Here is a 17,604-nt window from a genome sequence, read left to right as displayed (position 1 = left end):
AAATAAGACTAGAAGAAGGAGAAGAACATGATTGATGTAGAAGAAATTCTGAGCAAGATGAATCCCAATCAGAAGATTAATTATGACCGTGTTATGCAGAAAATGGTTCAGGTTTGGGAGAAAAATGAGCAACGTCCCACTATTCTCATGCATGTTTGCTGTGCTCCTTGTAGTACCTACACCCTAGAATACCTGACAAAATACGCTGATGTGACCATCTATTTTGCCAATTCCAATATCCATCCCAAGGCAGAATACCACAAGCGGGCTTACGTCACCAAGAAATTTGTCAGTGATTTCAATGAGCGAACAGGCAATACAGTCCAGTACCTTGAAGCTCCCTACGAACCAAATGAATACCGGAAGTTAGTCAGAGGACTGGAAGAAGAACCCGAAGGTGGTGACCGTTGCAAGGTTTGTTTTGACTACCGTCTGGATAAAACAGCACAGGTAGCTATGGACCTGGGCTTTGACTACTTTGGTTCAGCCTTGACCATCAGTCCCCATAAGAATTCTCAAACCATCAACAGCATCGGAATCGATGTGCAAAAGATTTATACCACCCACTATCTTCCAAGTGATTTCAAGAAAAATCAAGGCTACAAACGTTCAGTGGAGATGTGTGAGGAGTATGACATCTATCGTCAATGCTATTGTGGATGCGTCTATGCAGCTCAAGCCCAGAACATTGATCTTGTTCAGGTTAAGAAGGATGCCACGGCTTTCCTGTTAGATAAGGATGTTGAAAAAGATTATTCCCATATCAAGTTTACTGTCACTAAATTAGATATATAGCAATTAACCCAGCTGTAAAGCTGGGTTTTTAAAATAAAAAAACCAGGGCTCTCACCCCAGTTTGACAACTTTACCGATTCTTTAGTTCTATGTAGCGTTTGTACCAAATGTTGACATAGGCCTCTGAGAAAGGACCGCGTCCATTGTTGATCCAATCAACAAGGATTTTAACATGCTCTTTCAAAATATAGTCTAAATCATCAGAATACTTCATTTTGCGTTTATGGCGCTCATACTCTTCAACGTCCAAGAGACGCTTTTCGCCATCAGTGAAAACCTTGACATCCAAATCATAATCAATGTATTTCAGGGCTTCCTCATCTAGATAGTAGGGGCTGGCCATATTGCAATAGTAGGAAATCCCATTATCGCGAATCATGGCAATGATATTAAACCAATATTTTTTGTGAAAGTAAACAATAGCGGGTTCTCGAGTCACCCAACGACGACCGTCACTTTCGGTAACAAGTGTGTGGTCGTTGACGCCGATAATAGCGTTCTCTGTTGTTTTTAGTACCATGGTGTCTCGCCAAGTACGGTGAAGACTCCCATCATGCTTATAACTTTGAATTGTAATAAAGTCGCCTTCTTTTGGAAGTTTCATAACTAACCAACTTTCTACAATTTATAAGTTTATCGTTTACTATTATATCATAAATTGGTCTAATTTTTTTGAATTTTACCTGAAAATATTAAAGATATTCTCTGAGAGCGCTTGCTATATCCGAAAAATCATAGCCTTTTCTGGCTAGGACTTGGGTCAAACGTTGCTTTAGTTCGTAACCTTCATATTTACGAGCATATTTAGAATATTGTTTATCCAGTTCTTTAAAAATGAGTTCTTGAGTCGTTTCTTGGTCGACTTGACTGTCCAAGTCGTCAAAGGCATTCTTAGCATCAGAATAGGAGAAGCCTTTGTTCGTTAAGTTTTGGATAATCTTATCTTGCAAGGCACGAGCGGGAAGCTTTCCCGTGTATTTTTTTAGAAGTTTCTCCGCCACACGTTGAGCAACCTCCGAAAAATCAAAATCCTTTAAAACATCTTCAATAGTTGCTTTGGCAATCCCTTTTTGAGACAGTTTTTGAGCTAGCACATAGGGTCCTTTATCTCCAGAAAGTTGATTTGCATTGATGATAGAGTAGGTATACTGACGATCATTAATCCAGTTATCTTCTTTAAGATTAGCGATAACTTGACTAGTGATTTTTTCATCAAGATCATACTTTTTCAGATACTCACGAACTTCCTTTTCGGTTCGATCTTTAAATGATAGATGGTAGAGGGCGAGATTTTTACCATAAGAGAACTGGGCAAAGTCCTGAATCTCGGTAAGTTCCTCTTTACTAATGACCTTATCTTTAGACAACATAAAACGGACAATGGTATCCTCCGTGATATAAGAGGTTTGCTGTCCATCTAACTCCATCAAGTAGAGACATTTTTTCTTTTCAAGTTTTGTGATTTTCATAGTTCTATTATACCTCAAAATGTGATAAGATAGGGGTATGAATCTGAAAGTCAAACAAAAAATACCTTTAAAAATCAAGCGGATGGGCATCAATGGTGAGGGAATCGGTTTCTATCAGAAAACCCTCGTTTTTGTGCCAGGCGCCCTCAAAGGAGAAGATATCTATTGTCAGATTACTTCTATTAAACGTAACTTTGTTGAAGCCAAATTACTAAAGGTTAATAAGAAGTCTAAGTTTCGAGTCGTGCCAGCTTGTACGATTTATAATGAATGTGGTGGTTGCCAAATCATGCACCTCCACTACGATAAACAGTTAGAGTTCAAAACGGATCTGCTCCATCAAGCCCTGAAAAAATTTACTCCTGCAGGATATGAAAACTATGAAATCCGTCCAACTATCGGAATGCAGGAACCAAAGTACTACCGTGCTAAGCTTCAATTTCAGACTCGGAAATTTAAAAATCAGGTCAAGGCAGGTTTGTATGCGCAAAACTCTCATTATCTCGTAGAGTTGAAAGACTGTTTGGTGCAAGATAAGGAAACCCAAGTGATTGCGAATCGCCTAGCTGAACTTCTTACTTACCACCAAATCCCCATCACCGATGAGAGAAAAACGCTAGGCGTTCGCACCATCATGGTACGCAGAGCAAGGAAAACGGGGCAAGTTCAGATTATCATTGTCACAAATCGCCAGCTTAATTTAAATCAACTGGTCAAAGACTTAGTCAAGGATTTTCCAGAAGTTGTCACGGTTGCTGTCAATACAAATACAGCAAAAACAAGTGAAATCTATGGTGAAAAGACGGAAATTATCTGGGGCCAAGAGAGTATTCAAGAAGGAGTACTTGACTATGAGTTTTCTCTCTCGCCCCGAGCCTTTTATCAACTTAATCCGGAGCAGACAGAAATTCTCTATAGTGAAGCAATTAAGGCTCTGGATGTCAGCAAAGAAGACCATCTAATCGATGCTTATTGTGGTGTTGGGACGATCGGATTTGCCTTTGCAAGTAAAGTAAAGAGTCTCAGAGGAATGGATATTATTCCGGAAGCCATAGAAGATGCTAAGCGAAATGCTCAAAAAATGGGGTTTGACAATACCCATTACGAAGCGGGAACAGCTGAAGAGATTATTCCACGCTGGTATCAAGATGGCTACCGAGCAGATGCATTGATAGTCGACCCTCCTCGTACAGGCTTAGATGATAAGTTGTTGGATACCATTCTGACCTATGTTCCAGAAAAAATGGTCTATGTATCCTGCAATGTTTCAACCTTGGCACGAGATTTGGTTAAACTAGTAAAAGTCTATGATCTCCAGTATATCCAGTCGGTCGATATGTTTCCCCACACTGCACGAACAGAAGCAGTAGTTAAGTTAGTGAAGAAAAGAAAAAATCAAATTCACTGAAAAAAAGATCTTGACAAAGGTAAAAAAGTAGGTATAATAGAAAGAGTTGAAAAGCTCAAGGTCCGTTGGTCAAGGGGTTAAGACACCGCCTTTTCACGGCGGTAACACGGGTTCGAATCCCGTACGGACTATGGTGTATTGCGGTTAAAAAAACTTGAAAAAAGTTTCAAAAAAGTGTTGACATAGGTTAGCAGCTGTGATATACTAATATAGTTGCCGCTTGAGAGAGATTGAGTGACAAAGACCTTTGAAAACTGAACAAGACGAACCAATGTGCAGGGCACTATAACTAAGGTTATAGTACTGAACAATGAAAAAAACAATAAATCTGTCAGTGACAGAAATGAGTGAGAACTCAAACTTTTAATGAGAGTTTGATCCTGGCTCAGGACGAACGCTGGCGGCGTGCCTAATACATGCAAGTAGAACGCTGAAGAGAGGAGCTTGCTCTTCTTGGATGAGTTGCGAACGGGTGAGTAACGCGTAGGTAACCTGCCTGGTAGCGGGGGATAACTATTGGAAACGATAGCTAATACCGCATAAAATGGATTATCGCATGATAATTCATTGAAAGGTGCAAATGCATCACTACCAGATGGACCTGCGTTGTATTAGCTAGTTGGTGGGGTAACGGCTCACCAAGGCGACGATACATAGCCGACCTGAGAGGGTGATCGGCCACACTGGGACTGAGACACGGCCCAGACTCCTACGGGAGGCAGCAGTAGGGAATCTTCGGCAATGGACGGAAGTCTGACCGAGCAACGCCGCGTGAGTGAAGAAGGTTTTCGGATCGTAAAGCTCTGTTGTAAGAGAAGAACGAGTGTGAGAGTGGAAAGTTCACACTGTGACGGTATCTTACCAGAAAGGGACGGCTAACTACGTGCCAGCAGCCGCGGTAATACGTAGGTCCCGAGCGTTGTCCGGATTTATTGGGCGTAAAGCGAGCGCAGGCGGTTAGATAAGTCTGAAGTTAAAGGCTGTGGCTTAACCATAGTACGCTTTGGAAACTGTTTAACTTGAGTGCAAGAGGGGAGAGTGGAATTCCATGTGTAGCGGTGAAATGCGTAGATATATGGAGGAACACCGGTGGCGAAAGCGGCTCTCTGGCTTGTAACTGACGCTGAGGCTCGAAAGCGTGGGGAGCAAACAGGATTAGATACCCTGGTAGTCCACGCCGTAAACGATGAGTGCTAGGTGTTAGACCCTTTCCGGGGTTTAGTGCCGCAGCTAACGCATTAAGCACTCCGCCTGGGGAGTACGACCGCAAGGTTGAAACTCAAAGGAATTGACGGGGGCCCGCACAAGCGGTGGAGCATGTGGTTTAATTCGAAGCAACGCGAAGAACCTTACCAGGTCTTGACATCCCTCTGACCGCTCTAGAGATAGAGTTTTCCTTCGGGACAGAGGTGACAGGTGGTGCATGGTTGTCGTCAGCTCGTGTCGTGAGATGTTGGGTTAAGTCCCGCAACGAGCGCAACCCCTATTGTTAGTTGCCATCATTTAGTTGGGCACTCTAGCGAGACTGCCGGTAATAAACCGGAGGAAGGTGGGGATGACGTCAAATCATCATGCCCCTTATGACCTGGGCTACACACGTGCTACAATGGCTGGTACAACGAGTCGCAAGCCGGTGACGGCAAGCTAATCTCTTAAAGCCAGTCTCAGTTCGGATTGTAGGCTGCAACTCGCCTACATGAAGTCGGAATCGCTAGTAATCGCGGATCAGCACGCCGCGGTGAATACGTTCCCGGGCCTTGTACACACCGCCCGTCACACCACGAGAGTTTGTAACACCCGAAGTCGGTGAGGTAACCTTTTAGGAGCCAGCCGCCTAAGGTGGGATAGATGATTGGGGTGAAGTCGTAACAAGGTAGCCGTATCGGAAGGTGCGGCTGGATCACCTCCTTTCTAAGGATAAGGAACTGCGCATTGGTCTTGTTTAGTCTTGAGAGGTCTTGTGGGGCCTTAGCTCAGCTGGGAGAGCGCCTGCTTTGCACGCAGGAGGTCAGCGGTTCGATCCCGCTAGGCTCCATTGGTGAGAGATCACCAAGTAATGCACATTGAAAATTGAATATCTATATCAAATAGTAACAAGAAAATAAACCGAAACGCTGTAGTATTAAAAGAGTTTATGACTGAAAGGTCAAAAAATAAGGTTAAGTTAATAAGGGCGCACGGTGGATGCCTTGGCACTAGGAGCCGAAGAAGGACGTGACAAACGACGATATGCCTTGGGTAGCTGTAAGTAAGCGATGATCCAGGGATTTCCGAATGGGGGAACCCAGCAGGTACTACCTGTTACCCATATCTGTTAAGGATGTGAGGAGGAAGACGCAGTGAACTGAAACATCTAAGTAGCTGCAGGAAGAGAAAGCAAAAGCGATTGCCTTAGTAGCGGCGAGCGAAACGGCAGGAGGGCAAACCGAAGAGTTTACTCTTCGGGGTTGTAGGACTGCAATGTGGACTCAAAGATTATAGAAGAATGATTTGGGAAGATCAGCCAAAGAGAGTAAGAGCCTCGTATTTAAAATAGTCTTTGTACCTAGCAGTATCCTGAGTACGGCGGGACACGAGAAATCCCGTCGGAATCTGGGAGGACCATCTCCCAACCCTAAATACTCCCTAGTGACCGATAGTGAACCAGTACCGTGAGGGAAAGGTGAAAAGCACCCCGGGAGGGGAGTGAAATAGAACCTGAAACCGTGTGCCTACAACAAGTTCGAGCCCGTTAATGGGTGAGAGCGTGCCTTTTGTAGAATGAACCGGCGAGTTACGATATGATGCGAGGTTAAGTTGAAGAGACGGAGCCGTAGGGAAACCGAGTCTGAATAGGGCGCATTAGTATCATGTCGTAGACCCGAAACCATGTGACCTACCCATGAGCAGGTTGAAGGTGCGGTAAGACGCACTGGAGGACCGAACCAGGGCACGTTGAAAAGTGCTTGGATGACTTGTGGGTAGCGGAGAAATTCCAAACGAACTTGGAGATAGCTGGTTCTCTCCGAAATAGCTTTAGGGCTAGCGTCGACATAAAGATTCTTGGAGGTAGAGCACTGTTTGGGTGAGGGGTCCATCCCGGATTACCAATCTCAGATAAACTCCGAATGCCAAAGAATTATGGTCGGCAGTCAGACTGCGAGTGCTAAGATCCGTAGTCGAAAGGGAAACAGCCCAGACCACCAGCTAAGGTCCCAAAATAATTGTTAAGTGGAAAAGGATGTGGGGTTGCACAGACAACTAGGATGTTAGCTTAGAAGCAGCTATTCATTCAAAGAGTGCGTAATAGCTCACTAGTCGAGTGACCCTGCGCCGAAAATGTACCGGGGCTAAAACAATTTACCGAAGCTGTGGATACCTTTATAGGTATGGTAGGAGAGCGTTCTATGTGTGGAGAAGGTGTACCGTGAGGAGCGCTGGAACGCATAGAAGTGAGAATGCCGGTATGAGTAGCGAAAGACAGGTGAGAATCCTGTCCACCGTAAGACTAAGGTTTCCAGGGGAAGGCTCGTCCGCCCTGGGTTAGTCGGGACCTAAGGAGAGACCGAAAGGTGTATCCGATGGACAACAGGTTGATATTCCTGTACTAGAGTATGTAGTGATGGAGGGACGCAGTAGGCTAACTAAAGCAGACGAATGGAAGTGTCTGTCTAAGCAGTGAGGTGTGAATTGAGTCAAATGCTTAATTCTATAACATTGAGCTGTGATGGGGAGCGAAGTTTAGTAGCGAAGTTAGTGACGTCACACTGCCAAGAAAAGCTTCTAGCGTTAAACATACTCTACCCGTACCGCAAACCGACACAGGTAGTCGAGGCGAGTAGCCTCAGGTGAGCGAGAGAACTCTCGTTAAGGAACTCGGCAAAATGACCCCGTAACTTCGGGAGAAGGGGTGCTGACTTTACGTCAGCCGCAGTGAATAGGCCCAAGCAACTGTTTATCAAAAACACAGCTCTCTGCTAAATCGTAAGATGATGTATAGGGGGTGACGCCTGCCCGGTGCTGGAAGGTTAAGAGGAGTGCTTAGAGGTAACTCGAAGGTATGAATTGAAGCCCCAGTAAACGGCGGCCGTAACTATAACGGTCCTAAGGTAGCGAAATTCCTTGTCGGGTAAGTTCCGACCCGCACGAAAGGCGTAATGATTTGGGCACTGTCTCAACGAGAGACTCGGTGAAATTTTAGTACCTGTGAAGATGCAGGTTACCCGCGACAGGACGGAAAGACCCCATGGAGCTTTACTGCAGTTTGATATTGAGTGTCTGTACCACATGTACAGGATAGGTAGGAGTCTAAGAGATCGGGACGCCAGTTTCGAAGGAGACGTTGTTGGGATACTACCCTTGTGTTATGGCCACTCTAACCCGGATAGGTGATCCCTATCGGAGACAGTGTCTGACGGGCAGTTTGACTGGGGCGGTCGCCTCCTAAAAGGTAACGGAGGCGCCCAAAGGTTCCCTCAGAATGGTTGGAAATCATTCGCAGAGTGTAAAGGTATAAGGGAGCTTGACTGCGAGAGCAACAACTCGAGCAGGGACGAAAGTCGGGCTTAGTGATCCGGTGGTTCCGTATGGAAGGGCCATCGCTCAACGGATAAAAGCTACCCTGGGGATAACAGGCTTATCTCCCCCAAGAGTTCACATCGACGGGGAGGTTTGGCACCTCGATGTCGGCTCGTCGCATCCTGGGGCTGTAGTCGGTCCCAAGGGTTGGGCTGTTCGCCCATTAAAGCGGCACGCGAGCTGGGTTCAGAACGTCGTGAGACAGTTCGGTCCCTATCCGTCGCGGGCGTAGGAAATTTGAGAGGATCTGCTCCTAGTACGAGAGGACCAGAGTGGACTTACCGCTGGTGTACCAGTTGTCTTGCCAAAGGCATCGCTGGGTAGCTATGTAGGGAAGGGATAAACGCTGAAAGCATCTAAGTGTGAAACCCACCTCAAGATGAGATTTCCCATGATTATATATCAGTAAGAGCCCTGAGAGATGATCAGGTAGATAGGTTAGAAGTGGAAGTGTGGCGACACATGTAGCGGACTAATACTAATAGCTCGAGGACTTATCCAAAGTAACTGAGGATACGAAGCGTGAGGTTTTCTAATTATTTGATAGATATTCAATTTTGAGTAGGTATTACTCAGAGTTAAGTGACGATAGCCTAGGAGATACACCTGTACCCATGCCGAACACAGCAGTTAAGCCCTAGAACGCCGGAAGTAGTTGGGGGTTGCCCCCTGTGAGATATGGAAGTCGCTTAGCTAGAGGGAGTTTAGCTCAGCTGGGAGAGCATCTGCCTTACAAGCAGAGGGTCAGCGGTTCGATCCCGTTAACTCCCATATAGGTCCCGTAGTGTAGCGGTTATCACGTCGCCCTGTCACGGCGAAGATCGCGGGTTCGATTCCCGTCGGGACCGTTTAAGGTAACGGAAGTTATTTTAGACTCGTTAGCTCAGTTGGTAGAGCAATTGACTTTTAATCAATGGGTCACTGGTTCGAGCCCAGTACGGGTCATATTTGCGGGTTTGGCGGAATTGGCAGACGCACCAGATTTAGGATCTGGCGCTTAACGGCGTGGGGGTTCAAGTCCCTTAACCCGCATAATAGAAAGCAGCCGGCTTAGCTCAGTTGGTAGAGCATCTGATTTGTAATCAGAGGGTCGCGTGTTCAAGTCATGTAGCCGGCATTTTTTTATATAGAATAAGAGGTCGATGCGAACGTAGTTCAGTGGTGGAACACCACCTTGCCAAGGTGGGGGTCGCGGGTTCGAATCCCGTCGTTCGCTTAGAGAGGCCGGGGTGGCGGAACTGGCAGACGCACAGGACTTAAAATCCTGCGATTGGTAACGATCGTACCGGTTCGATTCCGGTCCTCGGCATATAATGATGAGCACCCTTAGCTCAACTGGATAGAGTACCTGACTACGAATCAGGCGGTTAGAGGTTCGACTCCTCTAGGGTGCATTTTTTTAGTTAACGCGGGAAGTAGCTCAGCTTGGTAGAGTACTTGGTTTGGGACCAAGGTGTCGCAGGTTCGAATCCTGTCTTCCCGATTTATGGCGGTGTAGCTCAGCTGGCTAGAGCGTCCGGTTCATACCCGGGAGGTCGGGGGTTCGATCCCCTTCGCCGCTATATTGATCTTGTTGGACCTTTAGCTCAGCTGGTTAGAGCTCTCGGCTCATAACCGAGTGGTCGTAGGTTCAAGTCCTACAAGGTCCATTGTAAATAATGGAGGATTACCCAAGTCCGGCTGAAGGGAACGGTCTTGAAAACCGTCAGGCGTGTAAAAGCGTGCGTGGGTTCGAATCCCACATCCTCCTTTTTATATTAACGCGGGATGGAGCAGCTCGGTAGCTCGTCGGGCTCATAACCCGAAGGTCGTAGGTTCAAATCCTGCTCCCGCAATTTGGCTCGGTAGCTCAGTTGGTAGAGCAATGGATTGAAGCTCCATGTGTCGGCGGTTCGATTCCGTCTCGCGCCATATTATATTTTATCAAGCGGGTGTAGTTTAGTGGTAAAACTACAGCCTTCCAAGCTGTTGTCGCGAGTTCGATTCTCGTCACCCGCTTTGAACTTTGTTCAAATACCAAGTTTTTTAACTTGGGCGCGTAGCTCAGGTGGTTAGAGCGCACGCCTGATAAGCGTGAGGTCGGTGGTTCGAGTCCACTCGTGCCCATTAATAGGAGAATTACTCAAGAGGCTGAAGAGGACGGTTTGCTAAATCGTTAGGTCGGGTAACCGGCGCGGGGGTTCGAATCCCCCATTCTCCGTACGTAAAGGGAGCTTCTAGGCTCTTTTTTTGTATGTAAATCCCCCTTCTAGATCGTTAAAAGGGGGATTTGTTTATTACCAATTTGTTAGTGATATTTCTCCGCTATTTAGCCAGATAGTACGTTTGTTTGCAAGTTCGACTTGTAGTTGACCAGATTCTGAGATTTCTTTTGCAAGGCCTTTTTTCTCTTTTCCATCTAGCTGGAAGGTAACTTTTTTTCCAAGAACTATTGATCTTTCTTTATAGATATAAAGTAACTCATCTGGATCCATATTGTAGAAACAATTCCATATTTCGCTGATGAGCTCATTACGACTAATTGGTGCAGGTGGCATAAATAGGCTGCCTGCTTTTTCTTTTAGGTCATCTGGGAAGTCTGCTATAGAAAAATTTGTACCAACTCCGATAATGACATCTGTAACCAAGCCTGTCTCAACTGATGTCATTGCTTCGGTGAGGATACCTGCTATTTTTTTATTTTTAAAGTAGATGTCATTTACCCATTTGATATCTACTTCTATCATAGTTAGGTTTTTAATGGCTTTGTAGACTGCAGCAGCTACAAGGAGAGTATAGGATGGGAGCTTTTCGTAGTGAAGGTTTGGTTGAATATGCAGGGACATATAGATGCCTCCCTGAGATGGAGAATAGTAGGGACGTTGAAAGCGTCCACGACCTGCTGTTTGACAGGTTGAAAGATAGAGTGTATTTCCTTTGTTTCCAGCTTCAATTCCTTCTTTTGCATCTGTTTGGGTTGATTTGGTCTCAGGTTTGTAGTGAACGATTAAGTTGGTTTTCTTTTGAATCAAATCAGGCAATATCAGGTCGCCTTGAATAAGCTTGTATCCTCTATTTTTGATACTGTCAATTTCTAGGCCTTCTTGTTGAAGACGTTGAATCGCTTTCCATATGGATGTACGGCTTAAATTCAGTTCTTCTCCGATTTTTTCTCCGCTAACATAATCGTTTTCTCTAGCTAATATTTGGTAAACTAGTTGGTGTGATTTCATTGATTTTCCTTTCTAGCTAAGAGGGAGTGAGAGTATTCCTTTCGAGTTTGACTAGGTGTTTTATGAAAAAACTGTTTGTAGGCTTTTGAGAAATGTAGTGGATCTGAAAAACCCACAGAATATGCAATGACTTTGATCGTTTCATTGGTGTGTTCTAGTAACTGTTGAGCACGCTTCATTCGAACGAAAAGTAAATACTCTTTTGGAGAGAGTTGATGAAATTCTTTAAACACACTAGTTAAGTAACTTCTATGAACCGATAGCTCTTTAGCTAAATCTTGAATGGTGAGTGATTGTGGATAGTGACTATCAATTAATCGTTTGCAGTCAAGATAGAGTTGGTGGGTTGATGAAATATTCTCTTTTTTCTGATTGGGAGCAATCGTTCCTAGATGAAACATTAGTTCATGGAGTTGTCCCATGATGTGGAGTTGAGCTAATTCATTTGATTTTGTAATCTGAGCGAAGCGGACAATATTTTCAACGAGTTTTGCAGTTGTTTGTGTATGACAGTTATTTGACTGGGTGAGGTAGGATTGGTCAGAAATTTGAGATAGAGCAAAGTAGTCAGGTGCCCTCCCTCCAGTAATTCCCAACCAGTAGTAAGCCCAAGGATCCTGGCTATCTGCTTGATAGAATGTTAATTCATCCGGTTTTAGTAAAAAGAAATCTCCTGCCTTTAAATCAACAATTTTCCCCTTATAATGGAATTGACCTTTTCCTTTAGTAATGTAATGTAGAACGTATGTGTCACGAATAGCTGGGCCAAAAGAGTAATTAGGCGTGCATTCTTCATAACCGTAGAAGCTAAGAGAAAGATCAATTGTTCCAGTCTGGTATTCTGAAAAAACGAGCATGTGCCACCTCCTACCTAACATTTTACCATACTTTGTATACATTTCTCTATTTTAGAAAGCGCTTTTATATGATAAAATTTTATCAAGAAATGGATGAGGTACAATTTATGGGAGTTCGAATAGAGAATAATCTATTTTACGTTGAGAGTAAAAGTTTAAGTTTGATTATTGAAAATAGGGATGGGTTCTTATTATTAAAACATTTAGGAAAGACTATTAAGAACTATAGAGGCTCTAATAGTGTTTATGAACGCGATCATGCTTTTTCAGGTAATCCAACAGCTACTAATCGAACCTTTAGTTTGGATACGCAACGTCAAATTTTTGGGCAACATGGTTTGGGTGACTTTAGAAAACCAACTTTACAGGTTCAACATGATGCAACTGAAGTAACAGACTTTCGATTTGTAGAAGCAAAGATTTTAAAAGGTCAGAATGGTCCACAGGGCTTACCTTCTCCACACAGCATGGATGGTACAGAGACGCTTGTCTTGATTTTAAAAGATTCTAAGGCTCAACTTAGTCTGACTTTGTATTATACTGCTTTTGATAATAATGCGACAATTGCTAGCTACAGTAAATTGGAAAATAATAGTAATCAGGAAGTTATCATCCACAAGGACTTTTCTTTTATGGCTGATTTTCCTGCTGCAGCTTACGAAATAGTGATTTTACAGGGAGCTTATGCTCGTGAAAAGACTGTTCGACGTCAACAGGTAAAACAAGGAATCTTTTCGATTAGTTCGAACCGTGGAGCTTCTGGGCATGCTCAAACACCAGCTCTTCTACTATGTGATCAAGGAGTCACAGAGGATGCTGGGAATGTGTTTGCTCTGCAACTACTGTATAGTGGAAACTTCGAAGCTTTTGTTCAAAAGAATCAATTGAATGAAGTTCGGGTGGCTATTGGCATTAATCCAGAAAATTTTTCTTGGAAGTTAGATCCTGAGGAAAATTTTGAAACACCGGTAGCTTTAGTGACCTTTTCAGATCAAGGATTAACTGGTATTAGCCATGAAAGTCAAAATTTTGTACTTAAGCACATTATGCCAAGTCAGTTTTCTAAAAAAGAGCGTCCAATTCTAATCAATAACTGGGAAGCTACCTACTTTGACTTTCAGAGAGAAAAACTGTTAGAGTTGGCAGATGAAGCTAAGAAAGTTGGAATTGAACTTTTTGTATTAGATGATGGGTGGTTTGGTAATCGCTTTGATGATAATCGGGCTTTAGGTGATTGGGTTGTTAATGAGAAAAAGCTGGGTGGAAGTCTTGAAAGTCTGATTTCAGCTATCCATGAAAGAGGTTTGCAGTTTGGGCTTTGGTTAGAACCGGAGATGATTTCTGTTGATAGCGACTTGTATCGTAAACATCCTGACTGGGCTATTCAGGTTCCAGGATATGAGCATACCTATTCTCGAAATCAATTAGTACTTAATCTTGCCAATCCCCAGGTAGTAGAATATTTGAAAAATGTCTTAGATGAACTCCTCTCTCATCATAAGATTGACTATATCAAATGGGATATGAACCGCAATATCACTAACTTAGGGAATGGTTCAGCTTATCTGGAAACTCAGATGCAGTCTCATCAGTATATGTTGGGGCTTTACGAACTCGTTTCTTATCTGACAGAGAAACACAGTCATATTCTCTTTGAGTCCTGCTCTGGTGGTGGTGGACGAAATGATCTTGGCATGATGCGCTATTTCCCACAAGTCTGGGCTAGTGATAATACTGATGCTATTGCACGTTTACCAATTCAATATGGCTCATCCTATCTCTATCCAACCATTTCTATGGGGGCTCATGTGTCAGCAGTACCAAATCATCAGATGGGACGAATGACACCATTGGAAACTCGTGGTCATGTGGCAATGATGGGAAATCTGGGTTATGAGCTTGATTTGACAAGTTTATCAGATGATGAGAAAGCTGAGATTGCTAATCAGGTGAACTTGTATAAAGAATTGCGGCCAGTAGTCCAGTTGGGAAACCAGTATAGGTTAATCAATCCCGATGCTGAATCCAATGAAGCAGCTGTACAATTCAACTATGGAAATCAAACGATTGTAACCTACGTCCGAGTCTTATCAGTTGTGGAAACAATGGAAACAACTTTAAAGTTAAAAGATTTGGATGAAGAGGGACGGTATGAATTACAGGAAAATGGTGTAGTTTACTCAGGCGCAGAACTCATGTATGCGGGTATTACTATGGGGCTTCCGCAGGGAGATTATCTCAGCAGGCAGTTACATTTCATTAGAAGATAAGGAGATAAAATCATGAGATGGTATAAAAAGATGAGCTTAATTGCTACTACAGGACTCTGCCTTTTGGGACTGTCAGCTTGTAGTAGTCAAGAGAAGTCAGCTGATGGCAAGGTAACGATTGAGTTTTTTAACCAGAAGACCGAGATGGCAGATACCTTGCAAAGGATAGTGGATGATTTTGAAAAGGAACACCCTAATATTGATGTGAAGCTGACTACAGTACCCGCAGCTGGAATTGTTCTGAAGACTCGGATTTTATCAGGAGATGTTCCAGATATTATTAATATCTATCCTCAAAATATGGATTTTCAGGAGTGGGCGAAGGCAGGCTATTTTGCAGATATGACAGGAAAATCTTATCTTGAGAACATCAAGAATGACTATGCTGAAAAGTATGCAATCAATAACAAGATTTATAGTGTGCCTTTAACGGCCAATCTTTATGGAATCTATTACAATAAAACGAAGTTTAAAGAATTAGGACTTGAGGAACCGAAGACTTTTAAAGAGTTTCAAGAGATTGTTAAAAAGATAAAAGATAGTGGGCATTCTCCGTTCGCAGTTGCAGGCAATGAAGGCTGGACACTAAATGGTTACCACCAACTTTCTCTCATTACTATTACAGGTAGTGGAGACGCTGCTAATAACTACCTTCGCTTTTCAAAACCAAACGCTATCTCTGCTGATGATGCTATTTTAAAAGCAGATGCAGAACGACTCGATTTATTGGCAGATAATGCTCAAGATGGTTGGCGTGGTGCTTCTTATAATGATGCGGTGGTAGCATTTTCGAGTGAAACAGCTTTGATGATGCCACAAGGATCATGGGCATTAGCGGCAATTAATCAACAGGATCCCAAATTTGAGATGGGGATGTTTGCCTTCCCAGGAGAAGAAGTAGGAAAAGAAGTTACTGTTGGTTCAGGGGACATGGCATTATCAACTTCAGCTACAACTAAACATCCGAAAGAAACCGAAGAATTTATCAGCTATATGACTAGTCCAAAAGCTATGCAGTCATATTATGATGTAGATGGATCACCAGTTGCGGTGAAAGGTATACAAGAAAAAGAAGACTCAGCGCTTACAGAGATTTCTAAACTGGCATTTACGGACAAGCATTATGTTTGGTTGGGCCAACACTGGAATTCTGAAGAAGACTTTTTTAATCTAAGTGCAGGTTACTTGATGGATAAAAATCTGAAAAATATGGCAAACAATCTCAATGCTTTCTTTAATCCAATGAAGGCAGATTTGGACTAGAATAGGAGTTAAGATGATATGGCTATTCGAAAATTTTTAAATAAATACTGGGGTTGGACCTTTTTGCTCATCCCACTTGCATTACAAGCTATCTTCTTTTACTTTCCGATGGTGCAAGGTGCTTTCTATAGTTTGACTAACTGGACTGGATTGACCTATAATTACAAATTTGTTGGTTTGAATAACTACAAATTGCTGATGATTGATGGGAAATTCTTCACAGCTATAGCTTTTACTTTGATTTTAACTCTGGCATTGATTATTGGAGAGATTACGATTGGGATGATTGTGGCACGAGCCTTAAATTCTAAGATGAAGGGTCAGACCTTCTTTAGAGCTTGGTTCTTTTTCCCGGCTGTTTTGTCTGGTTTGACAGTTTCCTTGATTTTTAAACAATTTTTCAACTATGGTCTTCCAACGATTGGAAGAATTTTAGGGATTGGTTTTTTACAAGAGAGTCTATTAGGAACACCTGTCGGAGCGGTAGTGGCAACTATTTTTGTTCTTCTATGGCAAGGAGTAGCAATGCCAATTATTCTCTTTCTTGCTGGTCTTCAGAGTATTCCATCTGATATTTTAGAGGCTGCATCAATTGATGGTGCAACAAGTAAACAAACTTTTTGGAAGATTGAATTACCCTATTTGCTTCCAACGATTTCTATGGTTTTTATTCTGGCACTTAAGTCCGGTTTGACAGCCTTTGACCAAATTTTTGCCTTGACGAGTGGTGGTCCAAATAATGCTACAACGTCTCTTGGACTTTTAGTCTATAACTATGCTTTCAAGAGTAATCAATATGGATATGCGAATGCAATTGCCTTGATTTTATTCTTAATTATTGGAATTGTTTCTCTTATCCAAATAAAACTATCAAAGAAATTTGAAATCTAATAGAGGAGTCCTACACATGAAAAAAGAAGAAAAATTGAATCAGTTTTGGAAATATGTCCTCTTAATAGTAGGTGGCATCCTTATACTTGTTCCTTTGTTGGTAACAGTATTTAGTTCTTTCAAAACAACTAAGGATATCATGAATCATTTCTTTAGTTTGCCCAATCCTTTTACCTTAAGCAATTATGAACGATTAATTTCGGATGGAATTGGAGGCTATTTCTGGAATTCAGCTGTGATTACGGTGTTATCATTGATTGTAGTAGCTTTCTTTATACCAGCTGCAGCTTATTCCATTGCTCGAAATATGTCCAAGAAAAAAGCCTTTGCAATTATGTATTCGCTCTTGATCTTAGGGATATTTGTTCCATTTCAGGTGATTATGATTCCCATCACAGTTATGATGAGTAAACTCGGTCTAGCAAATATGTGGGGGTTGGTAATACTCTATCTAACTTATGCAATTCCACAGACTCTCTTCTTGTATGTTGGTTATATTAAAATTAGTGTACCAGATAGTTTGGATGAAGCTGCGGAAATCGATGGGGCTGATCGTTTTACAATTTATCGTCGAATCATTTTTCCAATGTTGAAACCCATGCATGCGACAACTTTGATTATCAATGCTCTCTGGTTCTGGAATGACTTTATGTTGCCACTCTTGATTCTGAATAAGGATTCCAAGATGTGGACTTTACCTCTCTTCCAATACAACTACCAAGGTCAGTACTTCAATGACTATGGCCCAAGTTTTGCATCTTATATTGTGGGAATTGTAACGATAACCATTGTCTACCTCATCTTCCAAAAACATATCATTTCAGGAATGAGTAACGGAGCAGTGAAGTAAGAAGTGCTTAGGGAATCTATAATTCCATCCAC

At 42.8% G+C, this 17,604-nt stretch carries 10 protein-coding genes, 19 tRNA genes and 3 rRNA genes; 28 read left to right on the top strand and 4 right to left on the bottom strand.

What is annotated here, in order from left to right; translation table 11 throughout:
* Positions 1-27 precede the first annotated feature (27 nt).
* Entirely contained in the window at positions 28-795 is a 768-nt protein-coding gene (locus tag FOA33_RS07105) for an epoxyqueuosine reductase QueH (protein ID WP_000567567.1), read from the top strand.
* A 70-nt stretch (positions 796-865) separates the two neighbouring features.
* Here the strand turns inward: FOA33_RS07105 and ntdP are convergent, their stop codons facing one another.
* Together ntdP and recX are read right to left on the bottom strand one after the other, a co-directional pair.
* Entirely contained in the window at positions 866-1,399 is a 534-nt protein-coding gene (ntdP, locus tag FOA33_RS07100; protein WP_000775318.1) for a nucleoside tri-diphosphate phosphatase, read from the bottom strand.
* 88 nt (positions 1,400-1,487) lie between these two features.
* On the bottom strand, positions 1,488-2,264 hold the full coding sequence (gene recX, locus FOA33_RS07095) for a recombination regulator RecX (protein ID WP_221161108.1): 777 nt from the start codon (positions 2,262-2,264) through the stop codon (positions 1,488-1,490).
* Positions 2,265-2,301: 37 nt separating this feature from the next.
* Here recX and rlmD point away from each other — a divergent pair, with 37 nt between their 5' ends.
* From rlmD to FOA33_RS06980, 23 genes are all read left to right on the top strand, one after another.
* Entirely contained in the window at positions 2,302-3,672 is a 1,371-nt protein-coding gene (gene rlmD, locus FOA33_RS07090; protein ID WP_221161107.1) for a 23S rRNA (uracil(1939)-C(5))-methyltransferase RlmD, read from the top strand.
* 59 nt (positions 3,673-3,731) lie between these two features.
* Positions 3,732-3,803: transfer RNA gene (locus tag FOA33_RS07085), tRNA-Glu, on the top strand.
* Positions 3,804-4,034: 231 nt separating this feature from the next.
* Positions 4,035-5,583 (top strand): 16S ribosomal RNA (locus FOA33_RS07080).
* A gap of 51 nt (positions 5,584-5,634) precedes the next feature.
* Positions 5,635-5,707 (top strand) — tRNA-Ala (locus tag FOA33_RS07075).
* A gap of 122 nt (positions 5,708-5,829) precedes the next feature.
* Positions 5,830-8,731: ribosomal RNA gene (locus tag FOA33_RS07070) — 23S ribosomal RNA — on the top strand.
* A 76-nt stretch (positions 8,732-8,807) separates the two neighbouring features.
* Positions 8,808-8,923 (top strand): 5S ribosomal RNA (gene rrf, locus FOA33_RS07065).
* The 16S, 23S and 5S rRNA genes sit together here with 19 tRNA genes alongside, the layout of an rRNA operon.
* A 4-nt stretch (positions 8,924-8,927) precedes the next feature.
* Positions 8,928-9,000, top strand: a tRNA-Val gene (locus FOA33_RS07060).
* Positions 9,001-9,004: 4 nt separating this feature from the next.
* Positions 9,005-9,077: transfer RNA gene (locus FOA33_RS07055), tRNA-Asp, on the top strand.
* A 24-nt stretch (positions 9,078-9,101) separates the two neighbouring features.
* Positions 9,102-9,174: transfer RNA gene (locus FOA33_RS07050), tRNA-Lys, on the top strand.
* Between the two features lie 5 nt (positions 9,175-9,179).
* Positions 9,180-9,261, top strand: a tRNA-Leu gene (locus FOA33_RS07045).
* Between the two features lie 12 nt (positions 9,262-9,273).
* Positions 9,274-9,346 (top strand) — tRNA-Thr (locus FOA33_RS07040).
* 27 nt (positions 9,347-9,373) lie between these two features.
* A tRNA-Gly gene (locus FOA33_RS07035) sits at positions 9,374-9,445 on the top strand.
* A gap of 7 nt (positions 9,446-9,452) precedes the next feature.
* Positions 9,453-9,538, top strand: a tRNA-Leu gene (locus FOA33_RS07030).
* 11 nt (positions 9,539-9,549) lie between these two features.
* Positions 9,550-9,623 (top strand) — tRNA-Arg (locus tag FOA33_RS07025).
* 15 nt (positions 9,624-9,638) lie between these two features.
* Positions 9,639-9,712: transfer RNA gene (locus FOA33_RS07020), tRNA-Pro, on the top strand.
* A 5-nt stretch (positions 9,713-9,717) separates the two neighbouring features.
* A tRNA-Met gene (locus FOA33_RS07015) sits at positions 9,718-9,791 on the top strand.
* A 13-nt stretch (positions 9,792-9,804) separates the two neighbouring features.
* Positions 9,805-9,878 (top strand) — tRNA-Ile (locus FOA33_RS07010).
* Positions 9,879-9,889: 11 nt separating this feature from the next.
* Positions 9,890-9,979: transfer RNA gene (locus FOA33_RS07005), tRNA-Ser, on the top strand.
* Positions 9,980-9,990: 11 nt separating this feature from the next.
* Positions 9,991-10,064, top strand: a tRNA-Met gene (locus FOA33_RS07000).
* 3 nt (positions 10,065-10,067) lie between these two features.
* Positions 10,068-10,140, top strand: a tRNA-Phe gene (locus FOA33_RS06995).
* Between the two features lie 16 nt (positions 10,141-10,156).
* A tRNA-Gly gene (locus FOA33_RS06990) sits at positions 10,157-10,227 on the top strand.
* A 34-nt stretch (positions 10,228-10,261) separates the two neighbouring features.
* Positions 10,262-10,335 (top strand) — tRNA-Ile (locus FOA33_RS06985).
* A 6-nt stretch (positions 10,336-10,341) separates the two neighbouring features.
* Positions 10,342-10,429 (top strand) — tRNA-Ser (locus FOA33_RS06980).
* 76 nt (positions 10,430-10,505) lie between these two features.
* On the opposite strand, the gene birA is transcribed toward FOA33_RS06980, so the two are convergent.
* The gene (gene birA, locus FOA33_RS06975; RefSeq protein ID WP_221161106.1) at positions 10,506-11,441 is read right to left on the bottom strand and encodes a bifunctional biotin--[acetyl-CoA-carboxylase] ligase/biotin operon repressor BirA; all 936 of its coding nucleotides are present in this window, start codon (positions 11,439-11,441) and stop codon (positions 10,506-10,508) included.
* Positions 11,438-12,298, bottom strand: a complete 861-nt coding sequence (locus FOA33_RS06970; RefSeq protein ID WP_221161105.1) for an AraC family transcriptional regulator — start codon at positions 12,296-12,298, stop codon at positions 11,438-11,440. Before FOA33_RS06970 ends, birA begins: the two co-directional genes overlap by 4 nt.
* Before the next feature lie 107 nt (positions 12,299-12,405).
* Here FOA33_RS06970 and FOA33_RS06965 point away from each other — a divergent pair, with 107 nt between their 5' ends.
* Genes FOA33_RS06965 through FOA33_RS06950 form a run of 4 tightly spaced genes read left to right on the top strand, consistent with a single transcriptional unit; the run spans position 12,406 to position 17,572 of the window.
* Complete coding sequence (locus tag FOA33_RS06965) at positions 12,406-14,568, top strand: alpha-galactosidase (RefSeq protein ID WP_221161291.1); 2,163 nt, start codon at positions 12,406-12,408, stop codon at positions 14,566-14,568.
* 12 nt (positions 14,569-14,580) lie between these two features.
* Positions 14,581-15,831, top strand: coding sequence for an extracellular solute-binding protein (locus tag FOA33_RS06960; protein ID WP_221161104.1), 1,251 nt, complete (start codon positions 14,581-14,583; stop codon positions 15,829-15,831).
* 18 nt (positions 15,832-15,849) lie between these two features.
* Positions 15,850-16,722, top strand: a complete 873-nt coding sequence (locus FOA33_RS06955) for a carbohydrate ABC transporter permease (protein WP_195216945.1) — start codon at positions 15,850-15,852, stop codon at positions 16,720-16,722.
* A gap of 16 nt (positions 16,723-16,738) precedes the next feature.
* Positions 16,739-17,572, top strand: coding sequence for a carbohydrate ABC transporter permease (locus tag FOA33_RS06950; protein ID WP_000711270.1), 834 nt, complete (start codon positions 16,739-16,741; stop codon positions 17,570-17,572).
* Positions 17,573-17,604: the final 32 nt, after the last annotated feature.

Source organism: Streptococcus cristatus (assembly GCF_019685515.1).
Classification (GTDB): domain Bacteria; phylum Bacillota; class Bacilli; order Lactobacillales; family Streptococcaceae; genus Streptococcus.
This window is presented reverse-complemented; position numbering and strand designations above follow the sequence as displayed.

Excerpts from the sequence above, each read along its gene's own strand:
- FOA33_RS06970 (WP_221161105.1), bottom strand. The coding sequence starts at position 12,298 with ATGCTCGTTTTTTCAGAATACCAGACTGGAACAATTGATCTTTCTCTT.
- rlmD (WP_221161107.1), top strand. The coding sequence starts at position 2,302 with ATGAATCTGAAAGTCAAACAAAAAATACCTTTAAAAATCAAGCGGATG.
- FOA33_RS07105 (WP_000567567.1), top strand. The coding sequence starts at position 28 with ATGATTGATGTAGAAGAAATTCTGAGCAAGATGAATCCCAATCAGAAG.
- FOA33_RS06960 (WP_221161104.1), top strand. The coding sequence starts at position 14,581 with ATGAGATGGTATAAAAAGATGAGCTTAATTGCTACTACAGGACTCTGC.
- FOA33_RS06950 (WP_000711270.1), top strand. The coding sequence starts at position 16,739 with ATGAAAAAAGAAGAAAAATTGAATCAGTTTTGGAAATATGTCCTCTTA.
- birA (WP_221161106.1), bottom strand. The coding sequence starts at position 11,441 with ATGAAATCACACCAACTAGTTTACCAAATATTAGCTAGAGAAAACGAT.
- ntdP (WP_000775318.1), bottom strand. The coding sequence starts at position 1,399 with ATGAAACTTCCAAAAGAAGGCGACTTTATTACAATTCAAAGTTATAAG.
- recX (WP_221161108.1), bottom strand. The coding sequence starts at position 2,264 with ATGAAAATCACAAAACTTGAAAAGAAAAAATGTCTCTACTTGATGGAG.
- FOA33_RS06965 (WP_221161291.1), top strand. The coding sequence starts at position 12,406 with ATGGGAGTTCGAATAGAGAATAATCTATTTTACGTTGAGAGTAAAAGT.
- FOA33_RS06955 (WP_195216945.1), top strand. The coding sequence starts at position 15,850 with ATGGCTATTCGAAAATTTTTAAATAAATACTGGGGTTGGACCTTTTTG.